Origin of the sequence: Streptomyces sp. NBC_00425, assembly GCF_036030735.1 — a bacterium.
GTDB lineage: Bacteria > Actinomycetota > Actinomycetes > Streptomycetales > Streptomycetaceae > Streptomyces.
Genome location: NZ_CP107928.1, coordinates 4960459 through 4987318, shown reverse-complemented (window position 1 = coordinate 4987318; position 26860 = coordinate 4960459). Strand labels below are relative to the sequence as shown.

At 68.7% G+C, this 26860-nt stretch carries 21 protein-coding genes; 13 read left to right on the top strand and 8 right to left on the bottom strand.

All coding sequences use genetic code 11. From position 1 onward, the window contains the following. Positions 1-3: 3 nt before the first annotated feature. On the top strand, positions 4-1035 hold the full coding sequence (locus OHS82_RS21440; RefSeq protein ID WP_057576594.1) for an alanine racemase: 1032 nt from the start codon (positions 4-6) through the stop codon (positions 1033-1035). A gap of 80 nt (positions 1036-1115) precedes the next feature. Here OHS82_RS21440 and OHS82_RS21435 read toward each other — a convergent pair whose 3' ends face one another. Further along, complete coding sequence (locus OHS82_RS21435) at positions 1116-2615, bottom strand: glycosyltransferase family 87 protein (protein ID WP_057576596.1); 1500 nt, start codon at positions 2613-2615, stop codon at positions 1116-1118. Positions 2616-2757: 142 nt separating this feature from the next. After that, positions 2758-5448, bottom strand: coding sequence for a transglycosylase domain-containing protein (locus OHS82_RS21430; RefSeq protein ID WP_079041072.1), 2691 nt, complete (start codon positions 5446-5448; stop codon positions 2758-2760). 362 nt (positions 5449-5810) lie between these two features. On the opposite strand from OHS82_RS21430, the gene OHS82_RS21425 reads away from it, so the two are divergent. The 4 genes from OHS82_RS21425 to OHS82_RS21410 all read left to right on the top strand — a co-directional run bounded on the left by OHS82_RS21425 (position 5811) and on the right by OHS82_RS21410 (position 9603). Beyond that, positions 5811-6494 carry a PadR family transcriptional regulator gene (locus OHS82_RS21425; protein ID WP_057576597.1) on the top strand — a complete coding sequence of 228 codons (684 nt, stop codon included), beginning with the start codon at positions 5811-5813 and terminating at the stop codon, positions 6492-6494. Between the two features lie 44 nt (positions 6495-6538). Continuing rightward, positions 6539-7621, top strand: a complete 1083-nt coding sequence (locus OHS82_RS21420) for an inositol-3-phosphate synthase (protein ID WP_057576600.1) — start codon at positions 6539-6541, stop codon at positions 7619-7621. 94 nt (positions 7622-7715) lie between these two features. Continuing rightward, positions 7716-8993, top strand: coding sequence for an MFS transporter (locus OHS82_RS21415; protein WP_057576602.1), 1278 nt, complete (start codon positions 7716-7718; stop codon positions 8991-8993). A gap of 109 nt (positions 8994-9102) precedes the next feature. Beyond that, entirely contained in the window at positions 9103-9603 is a 501-nt protein-coding gene (locus tag OHS82_RS21410; RefSeq protein ID WP_057576605.1) for an LppU/SCO3897 family protein, read from the top strand. A 110-nt stretch (positions 9604-9713) separates the two neighbouring features. Here OHS82_RS21410 and OHS82_RS21405 read toward each other — a convergent pair whose 3' ends face one another. Further along, positions 9714-11180, bottom strand: coding sequence for a CCA tRNA nucleotidyltransferase (locus OHS82_RS21405; protein ID WP_328434306.1), 1467 nt, complete (start codon positions 11178-11180; stop codon positions 9714-9716). Positions 11181-11448: 268 nt separating this feature from the next. On the opposite strand from OHS82_RS21405, the gene OHS82_RS21400 reads away from it, so the two are divergent. The 8 genes from OHS82_RS21400 (at position 11449) to trxA (ending at position 22010) form a co-directional block, all read left to right on the top strand. Further along, the gene (locus tag OHS82_RS21400) at positions 11449-13860 is read left to right on the top strand and encodes a DUF6049 family protein (protein ID WP_328434305.1); all 2412 of its coding nucleotides are present in this window, start codon (positions 11449-11451) and stop codon (positions 13858-13860) included. A gap of 44 nt (positions 13861-13904) precedes the next feature. After that, positions 13905-16193, top strand: a complete 2289-nt coding sequence (gene murJ, locus OHS82_RS21395; protein ID WP_328434304.1) for a murein biosynthesis integral membrane protein MurJ — start codon at positions 13905-13907, stop codon at positions 16191-16193. A 138-nt stretch (positions 16194-16331) separates the two neighbouring features. Beyond that, positions 16332-18026: a protein kinase family protein gene (locus OHS82_RS21390; RefSeq protein WP_057576613.1), complete on the top strand. Its 1695-nt coding sequence runs from the start codon at positions 16332-16334 to the stop codon at positions 18024-18026. A 379-nt stretch (positions 18027-18405) separates the two neighbouring features. Next, positions 18406-18597 carry a hypothetical protein gene (locus tag OHS82_RS21385; protein ID WP_157876305.1) on the top strand — a complete coding sequence of 64 codons (192 nt, stop codon included), beginning with the start codon at positions 18406-18408 and terminating at the stop codon, positions 18595-18597. A gap of 153 nt (positions 18598-18750) precedes the next feature. Beyond that, complete coding sequence (gene sigM, locus OHS82_RS21380) at positions 18751-19482, top strand: RNA polymerase sigma factor SigM (protein ID WP_057576615.1); 732 nt, start codon at positions 18751-18753, stop codon at positions 19480-19482. After that, positions 19479-20474 carry an anti-sigma factor family protein gene (locus OHS82_RS21375; RefSeq protein WP_328434303.1) on the top strand — a complete coding sequence of 332 codons (996 nt, stop codon included), beginning with the start codon at positions 19479-19481 and terminating at the stop codon, positions 20472-20474. The genes sigM and OHS82_RS21375 overlap by 4 nt, the downstream gene beginning before the upstream one ends. A 191-nt stretch (positions 20475-20665) precedes the next feature. Beyond that, positions 20666-21634: a thioredoxin-disulfide reductase gene (gene trxB, locus OHS82_RS21370; RefSeq protein WP_057576619.1), complete on the top strand. Its 969-nt coding sequence runs from the start codon at positions 20666-20668 to the stop codon at positions 21632-21634. Positions 21635-21677: 43 nt separating this feature from the next. Continuing rightward, positions 21678-22010 (top strand): thioredoxin, encoded by a 333-nt coding sequence (gene trxA, locus OHS82_RS21365; RefSeq protein WP_057576621.1) that lies wholly within the window; start codon positions 21678-21680, stop codon positions 22008-22010. Positions 22011-22139: 129 nt separating this feature from the next. Here the strand turns inward: trxA and OHS82_RS21360 are convergent, their stop codons facing one another. From OHS82_RS21360 to OHS82_RS21340, 5 genes are all read right to left on the bottom strand, one after another. Beyond that, complete coding sequence (locus OHS82_RS21360) at positions 22140-22757, bottom strand: GNAT family N-acetyltransferase (RefSeq protein ID WP_266722820.1); 618 nt, start codon at positions 22755-22757, stop codon at positions 22140-22142. Positions 22758-23085: 328 nt separating this feature from the next. Next, positions 23086-24183: a ParB/RepB/Spo0J family partition protein gene (locus OHS82_RS21355; protein ID WP_057576624.1), complete on the bottom strand. Its 1098-nt coding sequence runs from the start codon at positions 24181-24183 to the stop codon at positions 23086-23088. Next, positions 24180-25253, bottom strand: coding sequence for an AAA family ATPase (locus OHS82_RS21350; protein WP_079041088.1), 1074 nt, complete (start codon positions 25251-25253; stop codon positions 24180-24182). Before OHS82_RS21350 ends, OHS82_RS21355 begins: the two co-directional genes overlap by 4 nt. A 249-nt stretch (positions 25254-25502) precedes the next feature. Next, complete coding sequence (gene rsmG / locus OHS82_RS21345; protein WP_057576627.1) at positions 25503-26219, bottom strand: 16S rRNA (guanine(527)-N(7))-methyltransferase RsmG; 717 nt, start codon at positions 26217-26219, stop codon at positions 25503-25505. 118 nt (positions 26220-26337) lie between these two features. Beyond that, the gene (locus OHS82_RS21340; protein WP_057576629.1) at positions 26338-26850 is read right to left on the bottom strand and encodes a Jag family protein; all 513 of its coding nucleotides are present in this window, start codon (positions 26848-26850) and stop codon (positions 26338-26340) included. Positions 26851-26860 lie beyond the last annotated feature (10 nt).

Sequence of the window (26860 nt, the reverse complement as noted above, 5' to 3'; positions counted from 1 at the left end):
GCCATGGCGCTCACGCTCTACGTCGACACCGCGCGCTGGCGGGCGCACCACAAGCACGTGCAGGAGCAGTTCCCGGGGCTCGTACCGGTCTGCAAGGGCAACGGCTACGGCTTCGGGCACGACCGGCTGGCGGAGGAGGCCACCCGGCTGGGTTCGGACGTCCTCGCCGTCGGCACGACGTACGAGGCCGCGCGCATCAAGGACTTCTTCGGCGGCGACCTCCTGGTGCTGACGCCCTACCGGCGCGGTGAGGAGCCCGTCCCGCTGCCCGACCGGGTCGTGCGCTCGGTCTCGTCGGTCGACGGCGTGTACGGCCTCGTGGGGGCCCGTGTGGTCATCGAGGTGATGTCGTCGATGAAGCGCCACGGCATCAGCGAGCAGGACCTGCCGCAGCTGCACTCGGCCATCGAGAACGTCCGGCTGGAGGGCTTCGCCATCCACCTGCCGCTGGACCGCACCGACGGCTCCGACGCCGTCGAGGAGGTCATCGGCTGGATGGACCGGCTGCGGGCGGCCCGTCTGCCGCTGCACACGATGTTCGTCAGCCACCTCAAGGCGGACGAACTCGCCCGGCTGCAGCAGCAGTTCCCGCAGACCCGCTTCCGCGCCCGGATCGGCACGCGGCTGTGGCTCGGGGACCACGACGCCACCGAGTACCGCGGCGCGGTCCTGGACGTCACCAAGGTCGCCAAGGGGGACCGCTTCGGCTACCGGCAGCAGAAGGCCGCCTCCGACGGCTTCCTGGTGGTCGTGGCGGGCGGTACGTCGCACGGGGTGGGCCTGGAGGCCCCCAAGGCCCTGCACGGCGTCATGCCGCGCGCCAAGGGCGTCGCACGCGCCGGTCTCGCCACCGTGAACCGGAACCTCTCGCCGTTCGTCTGGGGCGGCAAGCAGCGCTGGTTCGCCGAGCCGCCGCACATGCAGGTGTCCATCCTGTTCGTGCCGTCGGACGCGCCGGAGCCGCACGTCGGCGACGAGCTGGTGGCCCATCTGCGGCACACCACCACCCAGTTCGACCGGCTCGTGGACCGCTGAGCGGCCTACGGACAGCACAGAGGCCGTACGCGGAACCACCGCGTACGGCCTCTGTCACGTCCACCCGGCGCGATGTTCGCTCACGGCGAACTGTCGATGACCTCCTGCTTGCCCCAGTCCACCTGGGGGCCGTCGAAGTGGGAAGCGTGCCGGGGCGGATGGGCCGCCGAGCCCAGGACGAAGACGTCCTCCGCTCCGTCGAGCACCCCGCCCGAGGGATCGTCGTCGCCGCCCAGACGCACGACGTCCCGTTCCGGCATCAGGATGTCGCGCACCACCACGCCGCACAGATAGAGCGTCCCCAACAGGTGGACGCCGATGGCCCAGTGATAGCCGTCGGTCGGCAGGCCTTTGTGGGCGTCGCCGCTGGTCGTGTACGCGAGGTACATCCAGATGCCCAGGAAGTACACGACCTCGCACGCCTGCCAGATCAGGAAGTCCCGCCACTTCGGCCGGGCGAGCACCGCCAGCGGCACCAACCACAGGACGTACTGCGGTGAGTAGACCTTGTTGGTCAGGATGAAGGCCGCGACGATCAGGAAGGCCAGCTGAGCGAAGCGGGGCCGGCGCGGCGCGGTCAGCGTGAGCGCCGCGATGCCCACGGCGCACAGCACGACCAGGAGCGTGGCGAGCGTGTTGACGCTGTCGGTGGTGAGCGGGTCGCTGGAGTTCTGGGCCAGGATCAGCCAGAAGGAGCCGAAGTCGACGCCCCTCTCCTGGCTGAACCGGTAGAACTTGGACCATCCCTCGAAGGCGAAGAGCATGACCGGCAGGTTCACCACGAGCCAGGCCACGGCGGCGCCTCCCAGCGCCTTGCCGAAGTCCCGCCACTTCCCGGCACGCCAGCACAGGACGAACAGCGGACCGAGCAGGAAGACCGGGTAGAGCTTGGCGGCTGTGGCGAGCCCCAGCAGGAGGCCGAACGCCAGCGCCCGCCCCCGGGACCACATGAGCATGGCCAGGGCCGTCAGGGCGACCGCCAGCAGGTCCCAGTTGATGGTCGCGGTCAGCGCGACGGCGGGCGCCAGAGCGACCAGCAGGCCGTCCCACGGCCGCCGCGCGTGCGTCCGGGTCACACACACGGCGATGACGGCGGCGCACGCCATCAGCATCCCGGCGTTGACCATCCAGTACCACTGCTCCTGGTGCTGGATGCTGCCGCTGCCCGGCGTCAGCCAGCCGGCCACCTCCATGAACACACCGGTCAGCACCGGGTACTCGAGGTAGTCCATGTCGCCGGGGAGCTTGTCGAAGTACGGCACGAGTCCGTCGGCGAATCCGCGCCCCTGGTAGAGGTGCGGGATGTCCGAGTAGCAGGCGTGCGTGTACTGGGAGCTGGCGCCGAAGAACCAGCCGCCGTTGTAGCAGGGCGCCTTCTGGATCAGTCCTAGGGCGAACATCCCGATCGCCACGAGCGCGATGATCCGCACGGGCGTCCACCAGGACGTCCCCAGCAGGGCTCGTCGGCCGAGGGGGCCGCCGATCAGCTCACTGCCGGCCGCGGCCACCGGGTCGTCGCTGGTCGGCTTTACCGGATCGGGCTCATTCACGCGGGCCGGCGTCGATTCTGCACTGGGCATGGGCGACATCCTGCCGTACAGACCTAGGTAAACGCCGAGGGCCGCTCCACCTGGTGCGGTGGAGCGGCCCTCGTTTCACGTGAAACATGCGCATGTTTCACGTGAAACACCCAAGCCGGACTGCGCGCCGGCCGATCTACGGCTAACCGGCTGGGCCGCCGAAGAACCCGGTGCCTCTGTTGTCGCCTTGGGTCTCCGACGTGGTCGGCGATGGGCTGTTACCGCCGTTACCGCCGTTGCCGCCATTGCCGCCGTTTCCGTTCCCGTTGTTCGTCCCGCCGTTGCTTTCGCCGTCGCAGCCGAAGAAGCGGTTGCAGGTCTCCGACGTGGAGGGCGAGGGTTCGATCGAGGGCTCACTGGGCGACGGCGACGGCGACGGCTGCTCTTCCTCGGTTTCGGAAGCCGACGGCGACGGCGACGGCGACGGCTCCGCGTTCACGACCTCGCCGATGGGCTCGGGCTCCGGGAAGTCCTTCGCCGGGGTGCCCTTCAACGCTTCGGCCATGTAGTCGTGCCAGATCTGCGCCGGGAACGAGGCACCGTGGATCTTCTTCTGGCCACCCGTTCCGAACATCTTCAGGAACGTACGGTTCTTGTTCGACTCGTCGTCGTCGTAGCGGAACATGCTCACCGCGGTCGACAGCTGCGGGGTGTAGCCCACGAACCAGGCCGACTTGTTGCCGTCGGTGGTACCGGTCTTGCCCGCGACCTCTCGGCCGGGCAGCTGGGCGTTGGTGCCGGTGCCCTTCTCGACCACGGTCTTCAGCACGTCCGTGACGTTGTTGGCGACCTTGTCGGTGAATGCCTGATTCGTCTCGTTCTCGTGCGTGAAGATCTGACCCTTCTCGCTGGTGACCTTCTCCACGGAGTACGGATCGCGCTGCTTGCCACTGGCGGCGAAGGTGGCGTAGGCGCCCGCCATCCGGATCGCGCTCGGGTCGGAGATGCCGATGGAGAACGACGGGAAGCCGCTGTTGGTCAGGCTGGACGGCTTCAGACCCGCCTTCATCGCGGAGTCCTTCACCTTCTCCAGCCCGACGTCCATGCCCAGCTGCACGAAGGCGGAGTTCACCGACTCGCGCATGGCCTCACGCAGGTCGATCTTGAACTTGGGCGGAGTACCGAGGGAGACGTTGCCGTCGTTCGTCTGCAGCCACTCCTCGCCCTTCTCGTTCTTCCAGACCGTGCCGTCATAGTTCTCGATCTTTAGCTTGTTCTTGCCGCTGAACAGGCTCTTCGGCGAGACGATGGTGCGCTCGTCCTGCGCCTGCGACGACCCCTGATCCGGATCGCGCACGCCCCAGGTCATCGCGGCCGCCAGCACGAACGGCTTGAACGTCGAACCGACCTGCGCGCCGGTCTGGTCGGCGTTGTCGGTGAAGTGCTTGGTGGCGTCCTCACCGCCGTAGACGGCCCGGATGGCGCCTGTGGACGGTTCCACGGACGCCCCGCCGAACTGCACGTGGGTGTCGGTGTCCGGGCGTTGCTTCGGCTTGATGTTGTCCTTCTGGACCTTCTTGACCGCGTCCTCGAGCTTCGTGACCTTGTCCTTGTCGAAGGTCGTGTAGATCGAGTAGCCGCCCTGCTGCAGCGAGTCCTGGGTGATCCCGGTCTTCTTGCTGTTGGTGACCAGGTATCCGTTGGCGAGGTCGACGAGATAGCCGACCTGGCCCTTGAGGTCGGTGTTCGACCGGGGGTTCTCCCACGCGGGCAGGGTCATGTACTTGGCCCGCACCGAAGCGTCCAGATGGTCGTACTCGACCATCTTGTCGAGCGTGTCCTGCATCTGGCGCAGGGCCCGCTTGCTGTTGGCGGCGGGCGTGGCGCCGACCGGGTCGACAGAGGTGGCGCCGGCCGGGTCGTAGTACGTGGCGCCCTTGAGCATTGCGGCCAGGAAGGCGCACTCACCCGGGTTGAGCTTGATCGCGTCCTTGTCGAAATAGGCGCGCGCCGCGGCTTGGATGCCGTAGGCGTTGCGCCCGTAGTACGCCGAGTTCAGGTAGCCGGCCATGATCTGGTTCTTGTCGACCTCGGCGCCCACCTTGATGGACACGAAGATCTCCTTGAACTTGCGGGAGATCGTCTGCGACTGGTCGTTGAGCATCGCGTTCTTGACGTACTGCTGGGTGATCGTGGATCCACCCTGCGTCTGTCCGCCCCTGGCCATGTTGAACACGGCGCGGGCGATGCCCTTGGGGTCGATGCCGCTGTCGTCGTAGAAGGTCTTGTTCTCCTGCGAGATCACCGCCCAGCGCATCTCCTCAGGGATCTGCGAGAGGTCGATGTTCTGCCGGTTCGTCTCCCCACCGGTGGCAACCATCTGGCTGCCGTCCTTCCAGTAGTAGACGTTGTTCTGGGCCGTCGCCGTCTTGGCGATGTCCGGGATGCCCACCATCGCGTACCCGATGCCGGCCACGGCCACGAGGCTGCCGACGAAACCGACGAACAGTCCGGTGACGAGCTTCCAGGACGGCACCCAGCGCTGCCAGCCGTCCTTCCCGGCGCGCGGGTAGTCGACCAGACGCTTCCGGTCGGGCGTGGCACGCCCTCTGCCCCGGCCCGGGCCGGTGGAGCCGCCACGGCGGCCTCCCGCGGGCTCGGCTGCTCTACGCCGGCCGCCCGCGTTCCTCTGGGGCGCGCGCCGGGCGTCGGCGCGGCTGCCGAACGGCTGCTCCTCGCCTCCGGCCCCTTGCCCCAAGCCGTAGTCGGAGGGAGATCCGGTGGCGCCTCGCGGTGCCGCGCGGCGGCCGGAGGACGGACCGGACTGGCCGCGTCGGGCCGCGGCACGTCCGCCTCCCTGCGGCTGCGGCGGTTTGCGACGGTGCTCGCTCATCGAACGATTACTCCTCGGGCAGGCGCATCCGTGCGCGCCTGGAAAAGGCGGCTGGTTTCCTGTCCCCCCAAAGTACGGACGCGGTCGGTCGCGCATTCACCCGTACTGCACCGAGGACCTCGACGCCCCCCGGCGTCTCATCGGTCCCGGTGGTCTGCATGGCGCACAGACTACGCACCGCCAAAACCTACCCAGCCCCAAAGTTCAGCCCAAATCAGACAACCTGCCTCCAACTAATCGGGGATGTGATCCCGTTCACCGTTTCTCCTCTTGTCCCTTCCGGAAGGCCGTTCTATCGTCGTGATGTATCGAGTCGATACATCAGAGCGAGATAAGCCGAGGCGGACCGAGGGGAGGCGACGATGAGCCGGCGTTCCGGGATTCTCGAGTTCGCCGTCCTCGGGCTGCTCCGCGAGTCCCCGATGCACGGCTATGAGCTGCGCAAACGGCTCAACACATCACTGGGCGTGTTCCGTGCGTTCAGCTACGGCACGCTCTACCCCTGCCTCAAGACGCTGGTCGCCAACGGCTGGTTGATCGAAGAGCCGGGGCACACCTCCGAGGACGCCCTCGCCGCTCCCCTCACCGGGCGGCGCGCCAAGATCGTCTACCGGTTGACGGCGGAGGGTAAGGAGCACTTCGAGGAACTGCTCTCACAGACCGGTCCCGACGCGTACGAGGACGAGACCTTCGCCGCTCGTTTCGCCTTCTTCGGGCAGACGTCACGTGATGTGCGCATGCGCGTGCTGGAGGGCCGCCGCAGCCGGCTGGAGGAGCGTCTCGAGAAGATGCGCGCCTCCCTGGTGCGCACACGGGAGCGCCTCGACGACTACACGCTCGAGCTCCAGCGCCACGGAATGGAGTCCGTGGAGCGCGAAGTGCGCTGGCTGAACGAGCTCATCGAGAGCGAGCGGGCCGGACGGGACCTGAAGGGTTCCGACTCCGGGGGGCCCGCTCAGCAGAACACCACATCTGGATCGACGGGCGTCCTGCCCCGTCCCGGGGACACCCCCGGGGCGGATTCGCCCGACGACACCGCCACGTGAGCGCCCACTCAGGGCCTCACACGTACACACAGGGAGCAACCGGAATGGGTTCGGTTCGCGTAGCCATCGTCGGCGTGGGCAACTGCGCGGCATCGCTGGTGCAGGGCGTCGAGTACTACAAGGACGCCGACCCGGCGACCAAGGTGCCGGGCCTGATGCACGTGCAGTTCGGGGACTACCACGTCGGTGACGTCGAGTTCGTCGCGGCTTTCGACGTCGACGCGAAGAAGGTCGGCCTCGACCTCTCGGACGCCATCGGCGCCAGCGAGAACAACACCATCAAGATCTGCGACGTCCCGAGCAAGGGCGTCACGGTCCAGCGCGGCCACACCCTGGACGGTCTCGGCAAGTACTACCGCGAGACCATCGAGGAGTCCGCCGAGACCCCGGTCGACGTGGTCCAGATCCTCAAGGACCGGCAGGTCGACGTCCTCGTCTGCTACCTGCCCGTCGGCTCCGAGGACGCGGCGAAGTTCTACGCCCAGTGCGCCATCGACGCCAAGGTCGCGTTCGTCAACGCCCTCCCGGTCTTCATCGCCGGCACCAAGGAGTGGGCGGACAAGTTCACCGAGGCGGGCGTCCCGATCGTCGGCGACGACATCAAGTCCCAGGTCGGCGCCACCATCACGCACCGTGTGATGGCGAAGCTGTTCGAGGACCGCGGTGTCCGACTCGAGCGCACCATGCAGCTCAACGTCGGCGGCAACATGGACTTCAAGAACATGCTGGAGCGCGACCGCCTCGAGTCCAAGAAGATCTCGAAGACGCAGGCCGTCACCTCGCAGATCCCCGACCGCGATCTGGGCGAGAAGAACGTCCACATCGGCCCCTCGGACTACGTGGCCTGGCTGGACGACCGCAAGTGGGCGTACGTCCGCCTCGAGGGCCGTGCCTTCGGTGACGTCCCCCTGAACCTCGAGTACAAGCTCGAGGTGTGGGACTCCCCGAACTCCGCGGGTGTCATCATCGACGCCCTGCGCGCCGCGAAGATCGCGAAGGACCGCGGCATCGGCGGCCCGATCCTGTCGGCGTCGAGCTACTTCATGAAGTCCCCGCCGGTCCAGTACTTCGACGACGAGGCCTACGCCAACGTCGAGAAGTTCATCCGCGGCGAGGTCGAGCGCTAGTCCGACCCCGCACGGAAATTCGCTCCTGCCAGGGCTGAGAAGGGTCCCCGGGTCATCCGACCCGGGGACCCTTCCCTTGTGTGAAGCTGTGCCCATGGCCGTCGTCCGTGATCTGCGCGTCCTGCTGCGCTTCGGGAACTTCCGTCGCCTGCTCGCCGTGCGGTTGCTCTCCCAGAGCGCGGACGGCGTCTACCAGGTCGCGCTCGCCACCTACGTCGTGTTCTCCCCGGAGAAGCAGACGTCGGCCACCGCGATCGCCTCCGCCATGGCGGTCCTGCTTCTGCCCTACTCACTGGTCGGCCCCTTCGCCGGCGTCCTCCTGGACCGCTGGCGACGTCGGCAGGTCTTGCTCCACGGCAACCTGCTGCGCGCTCTGCTGGCGTCCGCGACCGCCGCCCTGATGGTCGGCCAGGTGCCCGACTGGCTCTTCTACGCCTCCGCGCTGTGCGTCACCGCGGTCAACCGCTTCGTCCTCGCCGGACTGTCCGCGGCCCTTCCGCGCGTGGTCGACGGCGAGCGCCTGGTGATGGCCAACTCCCTTTCGCCGACGGCCGGGACGCTGGCAGCCGTCGCGGGCGGTGGTCTCGCCTTCGTCGTCCGGCTCGTGGTCGCGGACTCCGATGCAGCGGTGGTGCTGCTGGCGTGCGCGCTGTACCTGTGCGCCGCGCTCATGTCCCTGTCCATGGCAGCGGATCTGCTCGGGCCCGACCGTGCGCCGGCCCGGCCCCCACTGGCCGCCGCGCTCAGAGGCACCGTCCGCGGCTTCTCGGCCGGCGTGCGGCATCTGTCCGAGCCGCGGCGCAGCGAGGCCGCATGGGCGCTCGTCTCGATCTCATTGATGCGGTTCTGCTACGGCGCACTGACCGTCATGGTGCTGATGCTGTGCCGGTACGCCTGGTCGTCCGACCCGGACGACGGGCTGGCCCTGCTGGGGGTCGCGGTGGGCGTCTCCGGAGCCGGCTTCTTCGTCGCGGCGGTGGTGACGCCCGCGGCGGTGGGACGGCTGGGCCCACTCCGCTGGATCGTCGTCTGCTCCGCGGCGGCCATGGTCCTGGAACCCCTGCTGATGCTCCCCTTCGCCCGGACCGCCGCGTTCGTCGCCGCGTTCGTGCTGGGGCTGGCCACCCAGGGCGCGAAGATCGCCACCGACACCGTCGTCCAGTCCCGTGTGGAGGACGGCTTCCGCGGCCGGATCTTCTCTTTCTACGACGTTCTGTTCAACGTCGCGTTCGTCGGCGCCGCCGCAATCTCCGCCCTGATGCTGCCGCCTGACGGCCGTTCCGCTGCGCTGGTGGTCACGATCTCCGTTATCTACGGAGCAAATGCTTGCGCTATGGCCCGCTTTGTACGTCGCCGTGTGTCACATGAATGACACAGACTCCCCCTCAGGTACGGCGTTGTCAGTGGGGCCCGGTAACTTACGTGCGTCTTACTTCGCGAGTGATTTCGCGCCACACCTAAGTTTCTAGGGGGACCCCCAAGTGTCGACTCCGCCGCCCCAGGGCCAGAACCCGTTTGCGCAGCAGGGCCAGCAGCCCTACGGCCAGCCCCAGGGCCAGGCGCCCTACCCGCCGCAGGGCGGCTACCCCCAGCCGGGTGCTGCTCCCTACGGCGCCGTTCCTCCCGAGCCGCCGCGCCGCAAGGTCAGCTTCAAGCTGATCAAGAACATCGTCATCGTGGTCGCGGTCATCGGTGCGGCCATCTTCGCCTACATATCGAGCCAGGACGACGCCAACACGGCAGCGGTCGGCGACTGCATGCACCGCGGCAGCAGCAGCGACAACGACCCCGACCTCGAGGTCGTCAAGTGCGACTCGTCGCAGGCGCAGTACATCGTGCTCGCGAAGGTCAAGGGCACGTTCACGGAGCTCACGGCCGACAGCAAGTGCAAGGCCGAGGCCAAGGACTTCCAGTACTCGTACACGGAGACCGGCGACGGCAGCAACTTCCTGCTCTGCCTGAAGGACTACGCGAAGAAGTAAGGCAGTGCACGAAGGGGCGGTGTTTCACGTGAAACACCGCCCCTTCTCACGTCCGGCGGCCAGACCGCTCCGGGTCATGTTTCACGTGAAACATGACCCGCGTCGCGATCTCAGCCCTGCTCGGCCCACCACTGCTTGAGGGCGTTCACGGCCGCGTCGTGTTCCATCGGCCCGTGCTCCAGGCGCAGCTCCAGCAGATGCTTGTACGCGTTGCCGATGGCGGGGCCAGGGCCGACGCCCAGGATCTCCATGATCTGGTTGCCGTCGAGGTCGGGGCGGATCGCGTCCAGCTGCTCCTTCTCCTTCAGCTGGGCGATGCGTTCCTCCAGTCCGTCGTACGCCCGCGAGAGCGATACCGCCTTGCGCTTGTTCCGCGTGGTGCAGTCCGAGCGGGTCAGCTTGTGGAGGCGCTCCAGGAGCGATCCGGCGTCCCGGACGTAGCGACGCACCGCGGAGTCCGTCCACTCGCCCATGCCGTACCCGTGGAAGCGCAGGTGGAGTTCGACCAGCCGTGAGACGTCCTTCACCAGCTCGTTGGAGTACTTCAGGGCCGTCATGCGCTTCTTCGTCATCTTCGCTCCGACCACCTCGTGGTGGTGGAACGAGACGCGGCCGTCCTTCTCGAAGCGGCGGGTGCGCGGCTTGCCGATGTCATGCAGCAGCGCCGCGAGCCTCAGCACGAGGTCGGGGCCGTCCTCCTCCAGGTCTATCGCCTGCTCGAGGACGATCAACGTGTGCTCGTAGACGTCCTTGTGCCGGTGGTGCTCGTCGCTCTCCAGCCGCAGGGCGGGCAGCTCGGGCAGCACATGACCGGCGATGCCGGTGTCGGCCAGCAGGGCCAGTCCCTTGCGCGGGTGCGCGGAGAGGATCAGCTTGTTCAGCTCGTCCCGTACCCGCTCGGCCGAGACGATCTCGATACGGCCGGCCATCTCCGTCATCGCCGTGACGACCTCGGCAGCGACCTCGAAGTCCAGCTGGGCGGCGAATCGGGCGGCGCGCATCATGCGCAGCGGGTCGTCCGAGAAGGACTCCTCCGGCGTGCCCGGAGTACGCAGAACCCGGGCCGCGAGGTCGCCGAGTCCGCCGTGCGGGTCGATGAACTCCTTCTCGGGCAGCGCGACAGCCATGGCGTTCACGGTGAAGTCGCGCCGAACGAGGTCCTGCTCGATGGAGTCCCCGTACGACACCTCGGGCTTGCGCGAGGTGCGGTCGTACGCCTCCGAACGGTAGGTGGTGACCTCGATCTGGAAGCACCGGTCGACGCCTTCGACGCGGGCCTCCTTCTGAAGCCCCACGGTGCCGAAGGCGATCCCGACCTCCCACACGGAGTCCGCCCAGGGGCGCACGATCTTCAGGACGTCCTCGGGCCGGGCGTCCGTCGTGAAGTCCAGATCGTTGCCGAGCCGGTCGAGCAACGCGTCCCGGACCGAGCCGCCGACCAGGGCGAGGGAGAACCCGGCCTCCTGGAAACGGCGGGCGAGATCGTCGGCGACAGGGGCGACCCGCAGGAGTTCGCTCACCGCACGGTGCTGCACCTGGCTCAGGGCGCTGAGGTTGTCTTCGTTGGCGTTCGGCACAACAGAAGAGGGTACGTGGCCCGGCGAGCCTAGGCCGCCCTGTTTCGGTGCCGCCGGACGTACCCTGGAGTAAGGGTGCAAACCCGGTTTTTGCTGCCTATAAGCCTCTCCAAGAATGTCCGACTGCATACCGGCACACAGCGGACGGCCCACCGTTCTTTCACGATCTTGTGGCGCACTCCGCGGCACTTCCCCTCAGCGCGCATCGTTACCATGCGTGGACGCACATTCCGACGACCACTGACGACGACGAGGGACGGACGAACGCGTGGCCGAGGCGGCAGACTTCCCGGGGATGCATCCCTCACCTGCCCGCCGGTGGCTGCGGCGCACCGGCGCACTGCTCGCCGGGGCGCCTCTGCTGGCCGGTCTCCTTCAGCTGCCCGCGCAGGCCGCCGGCCAGTCCGTCGCCAAGGACTCCTCCGACGCGGGAACCGTCGCCGTCGCCGTCGACTCGCTCACCCCCGCCGCTCCCGGCGACGGGGACACGGTGACCGTCTCCGGCACGGTCACCAACAAGGGCAAGCAGGCGGTCACCGACGCCCACGTGGGCCTGAGCGTGGGTTCACCGCTCACCACCCGCTCGGCGATCGACAGTGCCGCCGACCACGCGGACGCCCTCCCCGCCGACGGCGCCGAGGTGGGCGGCAAGTACGTCGCCGCGTTCGCCGAGCTCGCGCCGGGCGTCGCCGAGCACTTCACCATCGCCGTCCCGGTCGACAAGCTCGACCTCGACAAGGACGGCGTCTACCCGCTGAGCGTCACCCTGTCCGGCGAGACGTCGGCCAGGCGGTGGGAGCAGGTGCTGGGCGTCCAGCGGACCTTCCTGCCGTGGCAGCCCGACGCCGCGGACACCCGCACCCGGACGACCGTGCTGTGGCCGCTGACGTCCAGCGTCCACATGACGGCGGAGACCGGCTCGAACGCCCAGCAGACGCCGGTCTTCCTCAACGACGACCTGGCCCGTGAGATCGCTCCCGGCGGCCGCCTCGACCAGCTCCTGAGCCTCGGCAGGGACCTCGACGTCACCTGGGTGATCGACCCCGACCTGCTGGCGTCCGTCGACGCCATGACCGGCAGCTACCGGATCCGCGGCGAGGGCGACACCACCACGGCCGGCACCCGGCAGGCGGTCGCCAAGCAGTGGCTCGCCGATCTGCAGAGCGCGGTGACCGGCAAGGAAGTCGTGGCGCTGCCCTTCGCCGACCCCGACCTGGCCTCGCTCGCGCACAACGGCACCGGCGTCACCGGCTCGCTGAACCAGCTCAAGGCCGCCACCGACGTCGCCGCCACCACGGTGGAGACGGTGCTCCACGTGACCCCGAGCACCGACTACGCCTGGCCGGTGGAAGGCGCCGTCGACCCCTCGATCGTGAAGGTCGCCACCTCCGCCGGGGCCGACAAGGTGATCGCGCGCAGCGACAGCCTGACGGACGGCGACCTGTCGTACACGCCGTCCGCGGCCCGGCCGATCGGCGGCGGCATCACGGCGGTGGTGGCGGACGCACGGCTGTCGACGGCGTTCCAGGGCGATCTGACGAGGGCCTCCGCGACCACGCTCGCCGTGCAGCAGTTCCTCGCCCAGAGCCTCGAGCTGAACCTGCAGACGGACAAGCAGCGCAGCATCGTCGTCGCCCCGCAGCGCATGCAGACCGCCGCCCAGGCCCGGGCTCTGGCGCAGGCCCTCACGACGCTCCAGACCGGCACCTGGTCGCAGTCCCAGCCGCTCACGGCGGCCGCCAAGACCAAGCCCGATCCGCGCGCCAGCACCACGGTCCCGCCGAAGAAGGCGTACCCCTCCGCGCTGCGCAAGCAGCAGCTGCCCCGGTCGGCCTTCGAGCAGATGGCCGAGACCCAGGAAGAACTCGACAACTTCAAGGTGATCCTCGCCCGGGAAGCCCGCGTGGTGACCCCCTTCGGGCGGGCCATAAACCGCGAGATGTCCACGTCCTGGCGAGGCCGCAGCACCGCCGCGAGCGCGTTCCGGCAGAGCGTGCGGGCGTACCTCGACACGCTCACCGGCCAGGTGAAGCTGATCGACAAGTCGGACACGAAGCTCTCCGGGCGCAGCGCCACCATCCCGGTGACCGTGCAGAACAACCTGGTGCAGGGCGTCGACCACCTGATTCTGCGGCTCACGTCGACCAACCCGACCCGTCTGGAGATCGGCGGCTACGACTACGCCGAGCAGCGCGTCACCGTCTCCGGCGGGCACACGTCGACGGTGAAGTTCCCCACGTCGGCCAACGTCAACGGCCAGACGCGGGTGATCGCGCAGCTGTACACCGAGGACGGACAGAAGTACGGCAAGGCGGTCGCCTTCGAGGTGAAGGTCACCGAGATCACGGCCACGGTGATGCTGGTCATCGGCGGCGGCGTCCTGCTCCTCGTGCTGGCGGGCTTCCGCATGTACACCCAGCGCAAACGCGCCGCGGCCCGGCGGGCCGAGCAGCCGGGCGAGGCCCAAGAGACCGGTGAGGCCGGCCCGGACGCCGGTTCCGACGCGTCGGGCGAGCCCGCCGCCGGCCCGGAGGATCCCGGGGATTCCGTGGGTCACGCCGGCGAGGACTCCGGCGTCCCGACGGGGGCGGACGGCCCGCAGCAGCCGAGTGACGGGACCCCGGACACCGCAGCGGAAAGCGCGGACCCGCCCGGCACGGGTGAGAGAGTGGACCGTTGAGGATGTCGTGGCCGGTGGGCCCGGGACGATGAGGTGGGGTAACCATGAACGCGCCGTACGAGGGTGACCGCGGCCAGGCCGCGGGCGGCTCGGGCCCTCCCGAGGGCATGCCGCCCGAGAACGGGCAGGTGCCGCCGCAGCACCCCGCGGACATGTACCTCCAGGACGCCTACGACCAGGATCCCTACCGGTCCCAGGACCTCACCGCACAGGACCCGGTCGCCGAGGCCCTCTACGACCGTGCCGCGCACCCGCCGCCGCCCCCGGGCGCCCACCAGCCGCCCCAGCCGCTGTACGGCACGCCTGCGCAGTCCCCGTACGCCCCCGATCCGCGTATGTGGGCCCAGACCCCGGCGCCCGAGCCGGAAGGCCCCACCCAGTACCTGCCCTACGGCGACGACCCTCGCACCACCCGGTTCGTCGGCGTCGACGACCTGGTGACGCACTCCGGCGAGCAGCAGCACCAGCCCGACGCCTTCGCCCACCTCTTCCGGGACCAGCAGCACAGCGGTCCCCCGCAGCAGGCCGGCTCGGCGGAGCCCCCGGCTGTGCCGGGCCCCGCCCAGGCGCCCGGCGGCCCGTCCGCGGCTGCCCGCTACCAGGCCCCGGCGTCCCCGTCCCCCGCGGTGGACCAGACGATGAACCTCACCGCCACGCCCGACGCCGCACCCGTGCCCGACACCGCGGCCGCCTCGAAGAAGGGCGGACGCGCCGCGGGTCTGCTGAAGTCCAGCGCCGTCATGGCGGCGGGCACGATGGTCTCCCGCCTCACCGGCTTCGTCCGTTCCGCACTGATCGTCTCCGCACTGGGCGTCGGTGTCCTCGGCGACACCTTCCAGGTCGCCTACCAGCTGCCGACGATGATCTACATCCTGACCGTCGGCGGCGGACTCAACTCCGTCTTCGTGCCGCAGCTCGTGCGCGCCATGAAGGAGGACGAGGACGGCGGCGAGGCCTTCGCCAACCGGCTGCTCACCCTGGTCATGGTGGCGCTCGGCGTGCTCACCGTCGCCGCGATCGCCGCCGCGCCCGTCCTGATCCGTCTGCTGTCCGACTCGGTGGCCAGCAACCCGGCGGCCAACGAGGTCGGCGTCACCTTCGTCCGCTACTTCCTGCCCTCGATCTTCTTCATGGGCGTCCACGTGGTGATGGGTCAGATCCTCAACGCGCGCGGGAAGTTCGGCGCGATGATGTGGACGCCGGTCCTCAACAACATCGTCATCATCGTGACGCTGGGCATGTTCATCTATGTCTACGGCACCTCCGCCGACTCGGGCATGAAGGTCACGACCATCCCGCCGGAGGCCGAGCGGCTCCTCGGCGCAGGAATCCTGCTCGGGCTGGTCGTGCAGGCCCTCGCGATGATCCCGTATCTGCGCGAGACCGGGTTCCGGCTGCGGCTGCGCTTCGACTGGAAGGGCCACGGCCTCGGCAAGGCGGCGACCCTCGCCAAGTGGACCGTGCTGTTCGTCCTGGCCAACCAGGCCGGCGCGCTCGTCGTCTCCCAGCTGTCCACGTCCGCCGGCGAGGACTCGCCGGTCGACGGCACCGGCTTCGCCGCCTACGCCAACGCCCAGCTCATCTGGGGTCTGCCGCAGGCCATCATCACCGTCTCCCTGATGGCCGCGCTGCTGCCCCGCATCTCCCGCTCGGCCGCAGAGGGCGACGGCGGCGCCGTCCGCGACGACATCTCGCAGGGCCTGCGCACCACCGCGGTCGCGATCGTGCCGATCGCGTTCGGCTTCCTCGCGCTCGGCATCCCGATGTGCACGCTGATCTTCGGCTCCTCGGGTACCCGTGAGGCCACGAACATGGGGTTCATGCTGATGGCCTTCGGCCTCGGCCTGATCCCCTACTCCGTGCAGTACGTCGTCCTGCGCGCGTTCTACGCCTACGAAGACACCCGCACCCCGTTCTACAACACGGTCATCGTGGCCGCGGTCAACGCGAGCGCCTCGGCGGTCTGCTACTTCGTCCTCCCCGCCCGCTGGGCGGTGGTCGGCATGGCGGCCTCCTACGGCCTGGCGTACGCCATCGGCGTCGGCGTCGCCTGGAACCGGCTGCGCAAGCGGCTGGGCGGCGACCTCGACGGCTCCCACGTCCTGCGCACGTACGCCCGTCTGTGCATCGCCTCCGTACCGGCCGCCCTGATCAGCGGCGCGGCCTGCTACGCCATCGGCCACAGCCTCGGTCAGGGTGTCCTCGGCTCGTTCGCCGCGCTGCTGGCCGGCGGGGCGCTGCTGCTCGGCGTCTTCTTCGTCGCCGCCCGCCGCATGCGCATCGAGGAGCTCAACTCGCTCGTCGGTATGGTGCGCGGACGCCTGGGTCGCTGAGACAAGGGGTAGTCGCACAACCATCGCCCGCCGCCGCGTGTCGTGCATAGCGGCGGACTGTGGGCACAATTGGGTTCGGCGTCGGACGGCGCGCACGGGGTCGGACGGCGCGCAATGGATGGGGAGGCAGGAACGACGGTGGCGGAACGGAGCACAGCTGCCGTCGACGTGGCAGACAACAGCGGTGACGAGCCGCTGACCGCACAAGCGGACCAGTCCACGGCCGACGGGGTGGTCAAGAACGGGGAGCAGGACACGGACAGCGACGAGGCACAGGGGAGCGGCGGGACGGAACATCCCGGAAAGGCCTCACCGCCAGAACTGCACAGCGGTCACAAGCTCGCCAGACGCTACCGCCTCGAAGAGTGCGTCACCCGTCTGGACGGTTTCAGCAGTTGGCGTGCGGTCGACGAGAAACTCCGCCGGGCCGTGGGCGTCCACATCCTGCCCGCGGACCACTCACGGGCTCGTTCGGTGCTGGCCGCGGCCCGCTCCTCCGCCCTGCTCGGCGATCCGCGCTTCGTCCAGGTGCTGGACGCCGTCGAGGAGAACGACCTCGTCTACGTGGTCCACGAGTGGCTGCCCGACGCCACCGAACTGACCGCGCTGCTCGCGGCCGGTCCGCTGGAGCCGCACGACGCCTACCAGATGGTCAGTCAGATCGCCTCCGCGATGGCCGCGGCACACCGCGAAGGCCTGTCGCATCTGCGGCTGAACCCCAACGCCGTGCTGCGCACCTCCTCGGGGCAGTGGCGCATCCGCGGCCTCGCCGTGAACGCCGCCCTGCGCGGCGTCGCCACCGACACCCCGCAGCGCACCGACACCGAGGCGATCGGCGCCCTGCTCTACGCGGCGCTCACCCAGCGCTGGCCCTACGAGAACGACGCCTACGGGCTGTCCGGCCTGCCGAAGGACGTCGGGCTGATCGCCCCCGACCAGGTGCGCGCCGGCGTCCACCGCGGGCTGTCGGAGCTGTCCATGCGCGCGCTCGTCAACGACGGCGCGACCGCCTCCCGGCACGAGGCCGCCTGCACCACGCCGGAGGAGCTGGTGAAGGCGATCGGCGAGATGCCCCGCATCCGCCCGCCGGAGCCGGCGTTCACCGCACCGCCGGAATACCAGCGCACGACGTACCAACAGGGCACCTACGGCCGCCCCGCGCCGCACCCGGGCGCCACACAGCGGGTGCCGGTGCCGCCGCCTCCGCTGCAGAGCCGCGCCGGCAAGGCCCTGAAGTGGGCGGTCTCCGCCCTCCTCATCGCCGCGCTCGGCCTCGGCAGCTGGCAGCTCGCGGACGCCCTGATGGACCGGAGCAAGCCCGACGACACCAACCAGACCCAGACGACGGACGAGGGCGACAAGTCACCCCAGAAACCTGTATCCGGTAAGCCGATCGCCATCACCGGTGCCCGCGATTTCGATCCGTTCGGCCCCGATCATTCGGAGAAGCCGGCTGAAATAGGGAAGACCTATGACAGCAGTGCGGCCACTTACTGGCAGACGGACCACTACCTGAGCTCACGCTTGGGCAACCTGAAGCCGGGTGTCGGTGTCATTCTGGATCTCGGCAAGGTTCAGAAGGTCGGGAAGGTGACCGTGGCGTTCGTGGGCGACACCTCAGTCGAACTCCGTGCGGCCGACTCGGCGACAACCTCGGAACCCACCTCGTTCGATGCCTATCCCAAGGTGACCGAGGGGTCTGGTTCCACCGTCACACTCAAACCCGGCAAGTCCCTCATGACCCGGTACCTGCTCGTGTGGCTGACGAAGCTTCCGTTGGACGACGAGGGGAAGTACCGGGGGAGGGTGGGCGACATCAAGGTGTCGAGCTGATCCAACGCGTTGCCGGACGGCAAGCGGCGTGCGGTTCGTCGTCCGGCAACACCCTTCCCAGCCGACGGAGCGCCGGAGCGCACGCTCAGAAGGACGCGAGAGGGCCCTTGCGGCTCGCCCTCACGTCCTTCCCGGAATCAACCGGTGTCAGCGGTATTGCCAGTCGCAGTATCCGCTGACGAGTTCGTGGTCACCTTCGAAAACAGCGACATTGATCGTCGCCGATGCGATTCCCGACGAATCGGTCGCGGAGGTGCTCCAGGAACCGTCATCGCCCAGGCCACCGTAGACGTGGTGCCAAGGCCACCACTTATAAGCTCCCGCATTGTTCCTGGTCACGAGTTGGACAGCAGGATGATGCCCGTCAGCCAGGACATCGGTGACAGAGAGCACCAGTGGCTTCAACGTCGTACTGCTCGACCAGCTACCGGACCAGCTGCCCCGTGCTCCTTCGACGGTGCAACCGGTGCCCGCCGCAGATGCGGTCGGCGCGGAGGCCATGAGCAACCCCGCCGATATCGCAGCAACGGAAAATAAAACCGACACTTTTCTCATGTTCGACCTCTCTTGAATTGACCGCTGAATAGCGTATGTTCACCCGCCCCTCCCGGCAAGAACACATGTTCGATATTTCCTTTTTAGTTCACCTTTGCCGCCCAGAATCCAAGCGAGTATGTTGAGCGGATCGTTGCTGTAAGGGGGAACGGCGTCAGATTGGAGGGGCGTGGGCACCGAGGATTCCGATACCCGCCTCCTCGCTCTTCACGTCGAGGGGGATCCGGACGCCTTCGGGGAGCTTGTGCGGCGTCATCGTGACCGCCTCTGGGCGGTGGCCCTGCGTACGCTGGGAGACCGCGAGGAAGCCGCTGACGCCGTCCAGGACGCTCTCGTGTCCGCCTACCGGGCCGCGCACACCTTCCGAGGCCAGTCAGCCGTCACGACCTGGCTGCACCGCATCACGGTCAACGCCTGTCTGGACCGAGCCCGCAAGGCCGCTTCACGCAAGACCTCGCCGGTCGACGACGCCGAGCGGCTCGAGCAGTTGCTGGAGCCGCACGAGTCCGCATCCGCGCCTGCGGAACGCAACGACCTGCACCGCCAGCTCATCGAGGCGCTCGGCACCCTGCCGCCCGATCAGCGGGCCGCGCTGGTCCTCGTGGACATGCAGGGCTACCCCGTCGCCGAGGCCGCCCGCGTGCTCGACGTGCCGACAGGGACGGTCAAGAGCCGCTGCGCCCGTGGCCGAGCGAGACTCCTGCCCCTGCTCACCCATCTACGGCCGGGCGGCGGTGACGCCGACAGGAATCCCGAGGCCGGCGGAAGAGAAAGCGGTCCAGGACGGAACCGGGCGCAGGGGGCATCCGTCCCACCGGCAGCGGAACCTCACGTCGAGGGTCCGGACAGCGCCGGGACGGGCGATTCAGCTGCTGTGAAGGGCGGAGGTGGGCGGGCGTGACATCGACGACGGACACGACCGGGCACCCGGATGTCGCGGAGATCTCCGACCTCACCGAGGGCCTTCTCGATCCCGCCCGGAGCGCCGCGGTCCGCCGGCACCTGGACTCCTGCACCCTCTGCGCGGACGTCCACGCTTCGCTGGAGGAGATCCAAGGCCTCCTCGGCTCTCTGCCCGAACCGCCGCGGATGCCGGACGACGTCGCCCGCCGTATCGACGCCGCCCTCGCCTCCGAGGCCCTGCAGAGCGCCGCGCCCCCCGGTGACCGTGCCGACGATGTCCACGAAACGCCCGCCTCCGTCACCGCCGACGCAGAAGCGGAAGGGGAAGGGGAAGGGGAAGGGGAAGCGGCCGGTGTTTCACGTGAAACAGCGGCGGCGTCGGGCCGCCCCTCGGGGCATGCCCGCAGCGCAACCACGGGGCCGGGCCGGAGACTTCACAAGGGCCAGGAAGGCCAGAGGGACCGCAGGAACCGCAAGCGGCTCGGTCGCCGCCGGGCAGCCGTCCTCGGCGCGGTCTTCACCGCTGCGGCGCTGGGACTCGGCTCGGTCCTGGTGTCGTCCTTCATGGACGGCGGGAGCCCAGGCACCTCGGCGCAGCAGACCGCCGGGCCGGACACCTTCTCCACGAGCAAGCTCGAGGGCCAGGTCGCCGCTCTCCTGACCAAGGCCGGAGTCTCCCGCACCCCGCAGAGCATGGGCATCCACGGAGAGACCGACAGCGAGACCGGCAGCGGGACCGGCAACGGGTCGCCGCGGGTCCTGCGACAGCCCACGGTTCCGTCGTGCGTACAGCAGGGGATCGGACGCAGCGACACGGCTCTCGCCACCGAAGAGGGCACCTACCACGGGACGGCAGCTCTGCTCGTCGTGCTTCCCGACGCATCGGACAGCACACGGGTCGACGCCTACATCGTGGACAAGGCCTGTGCGACTCACCCGTCGGCGGGTCCGGCCGACGTTCTCCTGACGACCTCTTACCCCCGTCACTGACACGGATTTCCCGCCTCACCGGCACCCGCTGTCCTGCAGCGTCTCTCCGTCGGCGTTCCCTGCGGTCTCATCCCTCCGTGTGCCCGGACACACCGGGAATGCGCGCCCCTTAGGATCCGTTGGGTGGGGTGAGAGTCCAAGTGGCTCCCACCGCTCGACCGATGCAGTCCCCAGAGACGAGGAATCCAGCCGTGAGCGACGTCCGTAACGTGATCATCATCGGCTCCGGTCCTGCCGGCTACACCGCCGCGCTGTACACCGCGCGTGCGTCGCTGAAGCCGCTGGTGTTCGAAGGCGCCGTCACCGCGGGCGGTGCTCTGATGAACACCACCGAGGTCGAGAACTTTCCCGGCTTCCAGGACGGCATCATGGGCCCCGAGCTCATGGACAACATGCGCGCCCAGGCCGAGCGGTTCGGTGCCGAGCTGATCCCCGACGACATCGTCTCCGTGGACCTCACCGGTGAGATCAAGACCGTCACGGACACCTCCGGCACGATCCACCGCGCCAAGGCCGTCATCGTCACCACCGGATCCCAGCACCGCAAGCTCGGCCTGCCGAACGAGGACGCTCTGTCCGGCCGTGGCGTCTCCTGGTGTGCCACCTGTGACGGCTTCTTCTTCAAGGACCAGGACATCGCCGTGATCGGCGGCGGTGACACCGCGATGGAGGAGGCCACGTTCCTCTCGCGCTTCGCCAAGTCCGTGACGATCGTCCACCGCCGTGACACGCTGCGCGCCTCCAAGGCGATGCAGGAGCGTGCCTTCGCCGACCCGAAGATCAAGTTCGTCTGGGACAGCGAGGTCGCGGAAATCCACGGTGACCCGAAGCTGGCCGGGCTGAAGCTGCGCAACCTCAAGACCGGCGAGCTGTCGGATCTGGCGGTGACCGGTCTGTTCATCGCCATCGGCCACGACCCGCGCACCGAGCTCTTCAAGGGCCAGCTCGACCTCGACGAGGAGGGCTACCTGAAGGTCGCCGCCCCGTCCACCCGCACCAACCTCACCGGTGTCTTCGCCGCCGGCGACGTCGTGGACCACACCTACCGCCAGGCGATCACCGCAGCCGGCACCGGCTGTTCCTCCGCTCTCGACGCTGAGCGCTACCTGGCCGCGCTCGCGGACGAGGAGCAGGCCGAGCCCGAGAAGACCACTGTCTGACCCCCCGCCCCGCCCCACCGCACAGAGAAGTAAGGAGCCCCCTGTGGCCGGCACCCTGAAGAATGTGACCGACGCCGACTTCGAAGAGGTCGTCCTCAAGAGCGACAAGCCCGTCCTGGTGGACTTCTGGGCCGAGTGGTGCGGTCCGTGCCGCCAGATCGCTCCCTCCCTCGAGGCGATCGCCGCCGAGCACGGCGAGAAGATCGAGATCGTCAAGCTCAACATCGACGAGAACCCGGCCACGGCCGCCAAGTACGGCGTCATGTCGATCCCGACCCTGAACGTGTACCAGGGCGGCGAGGTCGCCAAGACGATCGTCGGTGCCAAGCCGAAGGCCGCGCTCGTACGCGACCTGGAGACCTTCATCTCCGAATGACGCTCTGCGCGTGAGACATCGCGAAGCGGACACGTGAAACGTGTGTGGGCCGACCCTGAAGGGTCGGCCCACACACGTTTCACGTGAAACATCAGCTCGCCAAAGCCCCCCGGGCCTCGCGACGGCGCGCTACAGAGGCCGCAACGCGGGCTCCTTCTGGACCGCCCCCAGCAGCCGGTCCAGTGCCATCTCCACGTCTTCCTTCCAGGACAGCGTCGTCCGCAGCTCCAGCCTCAAGCGGGGATGCGCGGGGTGCGAGCGCATCGTCTTGAAGCCCACCGCCAGCAGATGATCGGCAGGCAGCACACAGGCCGGCCCGGACCAGTGGGCGTCGCCGAACGCCTCGATCGCCTTGAAGCCCCGGCGGAGCAGATCCTTGGCGACCGTCTGGACCATCACACGGCCGAGTCCCTGCCCCTGGTACCCCGGCATGATGAACGCCGTCATCAGCTGCACGGCATCCGGCGACACGGGGCTCGTGGGAAAGGCCGTCGAGCGGGGCACGTAGGCAGGCGGAGCGTAGAGAACAAACCCCACAGGGATGTCGTCGACATAGACGACCCTGCCGCACGATCCCCAGTCCAACAGGACGGCGGAGATCCAGGACTCCTTCTCCAGGGCGGATGTCCCCGCCTTTACCGCGGCCTCACCCCTGACGGGATCCAGTTCCCAGAAGACACACGAGCGACAGCGTCTGGGAAGGTCCTGAAGGTTGTCCAGTGTGAGCGGTACGAGCCGACGCCCCATGAAGGCTGTTCCTCGCTTCCTTCGCCCGCGGCTTCGCGAGCGGCTGTCAGAGCGCCCCGTTCCCTGAGCAGACTGCCGACGAATCCGCCGACTGCCCCCAGTCCCAGTCCTGCGCTCACCAGTCCGGTCCGGCTCATCGTTCGCATGCCCTCGCCTCCCGCTCCGAGGTACTGCCAGGTGAATGCGCCACAACCCCTCCGCATCGTATCCACCATGCGAGACCATCGACACTGCCCGCAAGCAAAGAGCGAGCCGTGTTCCGGTAGACAACCGGACACGGCTCGCTCACCGGCTCCTCAGCCCCACACTGCCCGGGCCAAGACGCCGCTCAGTCTTCCGTCTCCTCCACGCCGCCGTCCGTGACGCCCTTCGGCAGCACGGGCCCCTCTCCGGGAGCAAGCGTGCCGAGGATGCGCTCGAGGTCCTCCATAGAGGCGAACTCGACGGTGATCTTGCCCTTCTTCTGTCCGAGATCGACCTTCACCCGCGTCTCGAAACGGTCCGAGAGGCGAGTCGCGAGGTCGGTCAGCGCCGGCGACAGCCGACCGCCGGCGCGCGGCCCCTTGGCCCGCTGAGCCGTCTGCGGACGCGAGCCCATCAGGGTCACGATCTCCTCGACCGCTCGCACCGAGAGCCCCTCGGCAACGATGCGGTGGGCCAGCCGGTCCTGCTCCTCCGAGTCATCGACCGAGAGCAGCGCCCGGGCGTGACCCGCGGAGAGCACCCCGGCCGCGACCCGGCGCTGAACCGCCGGCGAGAGCTTCAGGAGGCGCAGAGTGTTGGAGACCTGCGGACGGGACCGCCCGATACGGTCCGCCAACTGGTCATGCGTGCAGTTGAAGTCCTTGAGCAGCTGGTCGTAGGCGGCCGCCTCTTCCAGCGGATTCAGCTGAGCCCGGTGGAGGTTCTCCAGGAGGGCGTCCAGAAGCAGCTTCTCGTCGTCCGTGGCTCGCACGATCGCCGGGATGGCCTCCAGGCCGGCCTCACGGCAGGCCCGCCAGCGCCGCTCGCCCATGATGAGCTCGTAGCGCCCGGGGCCGAGCTGACGCACCACGACCGGCTGGAGGAGACCGACCTCCTGGATGGAGGTGATGAGCTCATGCAGGGCATCCTCGTCGAAGACCTCACGCGGCTGGCGCGGGTTCGGCGTGATCTGGTCGAGGGGGATCTCGGCGAAGTATGCGCCGACGGGCGGCGCAGGTGTGTCGAGGACGCTGCTCGCGGACGATTCCTCTGTTTCACGTGAAACAGCCGGCAGTGTGGCCACCTTCGCCGCAGCCACCCCCCGGTCGGTCGTCAGCACCGGCACCGCTGCGGGGGAGGTGGACCCTCCGCCGACCGCGGCTTGAGCCGGCGTCTTCTCCGTCGGGGCAGCGGGGATCAGCGCACCAAGACCACGGCCCAACCCCCTCCGTCGCTCACTCACTGGACGCCCTCCACCATGTTCGGGTTGTTCTGAGCGCCGATATGGGCGTGCGTGGCGTCATAGCTGACCCCTACGCCCTTCAGCGCGAGCTCTCGTGCTGCCTCAAGGTAGGAGAGGGCGCCGCTCGATCCGGGATCGTAGGTCAGCACCGTCTGCCCGTAGCTCGGTGCCTCGGAGATGCGGACCGAGCGGGGAATGCTCGTCCGCAGCACCTCCTCACCGAAGTGGGTGCGCACCTCTTCGGCGACCTGCGACGCAAGGCGCGTCCGGCCGTCGTACATGGTGAGCAGAATGGTCGACACATGCAGGGTGGGGTTGAGGTGCCCCCGCACCAGGTCGACGTTGCGCAGCAACTGTCCCAGTCCCTCCAGTGCGTAGTACTCGCACTGGATCGGGATCAGGACCTCGGCACCGGCAACGAGCGCGTTCACCGTCAGCAGGCCGAGGGAGGGCGGACAGTCGATGAGGATGTAGTCCAACGGCTGCTCGTACGCCTGGATCGCTCTCTGCAGCCGGCTCTCACGGGCCACCAGGGAGACGAGTTCGATCTCCGCGCCGGCCAGGTCGATCGTGGCCGGGGCACAGAAGAGGCCTTCCACATCGGGGACGGGCTGCACAACCTCCGCAAGCGGGCGGCTGTCCACCAGCACGTCATAGATGGACGGAACCTCGGCGTGGTGATCGATCCCCAGCGCCGTGGACGCGTTGCCTTGCGGGTCGAGGTCGACCACCAGGACGCGACCACCGTGCAGGGCCAGCGACGCGGCAAGGTTGACGGTCGTCGTCGTCTTGCCCACACCGCCCTTCTGGTTGGCGACGACGATCACACGGGTCTGCTCAGGGCGTGGCAGACCCTCGCCGGCGCGGCCCAGAGCCTCCACCGCGAGTTGGGCAGCACGACCGATCGGGGTGTCATCCATCGGAGGCGGTGTTTCACGTGAAACATCCTCCCCGAACGACTCGGTACGGGGACCGGGGACCGGATCGGTCATCGGTCCCGCGATGTTGGCGTCGGACCGCAAGGCTTCACTCTCCTCGACTTCAGGCTCGCAATGAACAGAGCCTCCCATGTCTTCGGGGTCGTGAACCAGTGAGGCCTGGTCTTCTGTGGAGAAATCCGCCTCTGTGGGCAACTCGCGCACCTCATCGAGTGAACCGAGAGGCTTGCGGTCGCGGGGTTCGGCCGCGGCGCGGCCGCGACTGATGATGCCGTGGAGCAGTGAGCGACGTTTCACGTGAAACACGATGCACAGCGCCTGCGGCCGGACCGTTGCGACACTCCGCGACGAGGAGGATGGGCAGCTTGTGTGGAGTAGGCCTCAGCGGCGTCGCCGGGTCCGGCCGGTCCGCGCGGCCTTGGCCCGCTTGGCCGCGAACCGCACGCCGCCCGGGCTCTCGCCGACCTCGACCCGCACCACCGTGGACAGCGGATCGACCACGCCTTCACCGACCTGCAGGATGGAGGTGCCCACCGCGCCCAGCTTGCTCAGGGCGGTGGCCGCGCTCTTCAGCTCCTCCTCGGCGGTGTCGCCCTTGAGGGCGAGCATCTCGCCGTAGGGCCGCAGCAGGGGGATGCCCCAGGTGGCGAGCCGGTCCAGGGGCGCCACAGCCCGGGCGGTGACCACGTGGACCGATGGCATCGAGCCCATGACCTCCTCGGCGCGGCCGCGGGCGACCGTCACATGGTCCAGGCCCAGAAGTTCGACGACCTCGGTGAGAAAGTTGGTGCGGCGCAGCAGTGGCTCGAGCAGGGTGATCTTCAGATCCTCCCGCACGAGCGCCAGGGGGATGCCGGGCAGCCCGGCACCCGAGCCCACGTCGCACACCGTCACACCTTCCGGCACGACCTCGGAGAGCACCGCGCAGTTCAACAGGTGCCTCTCCCACAGGCGAGGCACTTCGCGCGGGCCGATGAGCCCGCGCTGCACACCTGCCTCAGCCAGCAGCTCGGCGTATCGGACCGCATCATCGAAGCGATCGCCGAATACCTCGCGTGCCACATCGGGCGCAGAGGGGAGCTCCGCTGCCTCCGTCACGGGGACCGTCCTTCCGTACCGCATCAGCGCTTCGAGCGCCGACCACCAGAACTACCAGGCTGACAAAGACCGGCCCCGTCTGCACAACAGACGGGGCCGGGGTGATGTTCGTACCGAATCAGTTGGGCAGCACGACGACGAAGCGCTGCGGCTCCTCGCCCTCGGACTCGCTGCGCAGGCCGGCGGCCTTGACCGCGTCGTGGACGACTTTGCGCTCGAAGGGCGTCATCGGCTTCAGCCTCACCGGCTCGCCGTTGTTCTTCGCGTCGGCGGCCGCCTTGGCGCCCAGCTCCGAGAGCTCGGCGCGCTTGTTGGCACGGTAGCCCGCGATGTCCAGCATCAGCCGACTGCGGTCGCCGGTCTCCCGGTGCACGGCCAGGCGCGTCAGCTCCTGCAGCGCCTCCAGCACCTCGCCGTCGCGGCCGACCAGCTTCTGCAGGTCACGGGTGCCCGCGTCGCTGATGATCGACACAGCGGCGCGGTCGGCCTCGACGTCCATGTCGATGTCGCCGTCGAGATCGGCGATGTCCAGCAGACCCTCGAGGTAGTCCGCCGCGATCTCGCCCTCCTGCTCCAGGCGGGTCAGGGTGTCTGCACCCTCGGCGGCGGCGGAGGTGGTGCCTTCCGTCACGGGATGGGCT

Excerpts from the sequence above, each read along its gene's own strand:
- OHS82_RS21360 (WP_266722820.1), bottom strand. The coding sequence starts at position 22,757 with ATGGGGCGTCGGCTCGTACCGCTCACACTGGACAACCTTCAGGACCTT.
- murJ (WP_328434304.1), top strand. The coding sequence starts at position 13,905 with ATGAACGCGCCGTACGAGGGTGACCGCGGCCAGGCCGCGGGCGGCTCG.
- OHS82_RS21435 (WP_057576596.1), bottom strand. The coding sequence starts at position 2,615 with ATGCCCAGTGCAGAATCGACGCCGGCCCGCGTGAATGAGCCCGATCCG.
- OHS82_RS21430 (WP_079041072.1), bottom strand. The coding sequence starts at position 5,448 with ATGAGCGAGCACCGTCGCAAACCGCCGCAGCCGCAGGGAGGCGGACGT.
- OHS82_RS21425 (WP_057576597.1), top strand. The coding sequence starts at position 5,811 with ATGAGCCGGCGTTCCGGGATTCTCGAGTTCGCCGTCCTCGGGCTGCTC.
- OHS82_RS21440 (WP_057576594.1), top strand. The coding sequence starts at position 4 with ATGGCGCTCACGCTCTACGTCGACACCGCGCGCTGGCGGGCGCACCAC.
- OHS82_RS21420 (WP_057576600.1), top strand. The coding sequence starts at position 6,539 with ATGGGTTCGGTTCGCGTAGCCATCGTCGGCGTGGGCAACTGCGCGGCA.
- OHS82_RS21350 (WP_079041088.1), bottom strand. The coding sequence starts at position 25,253 with ATGGGAGGCTCTGTTCATTGCGAGCCTGAAGTCGAGGAGAGTGAAGCC.
- OHS82_RS21415 (WP_057576602.1), top strand. The coding sequence starts at position 7,716 with ATGGCCGTCGTCCGTGATCTGCGCGTCCTGCTGCGCTTCGGGAACTTC.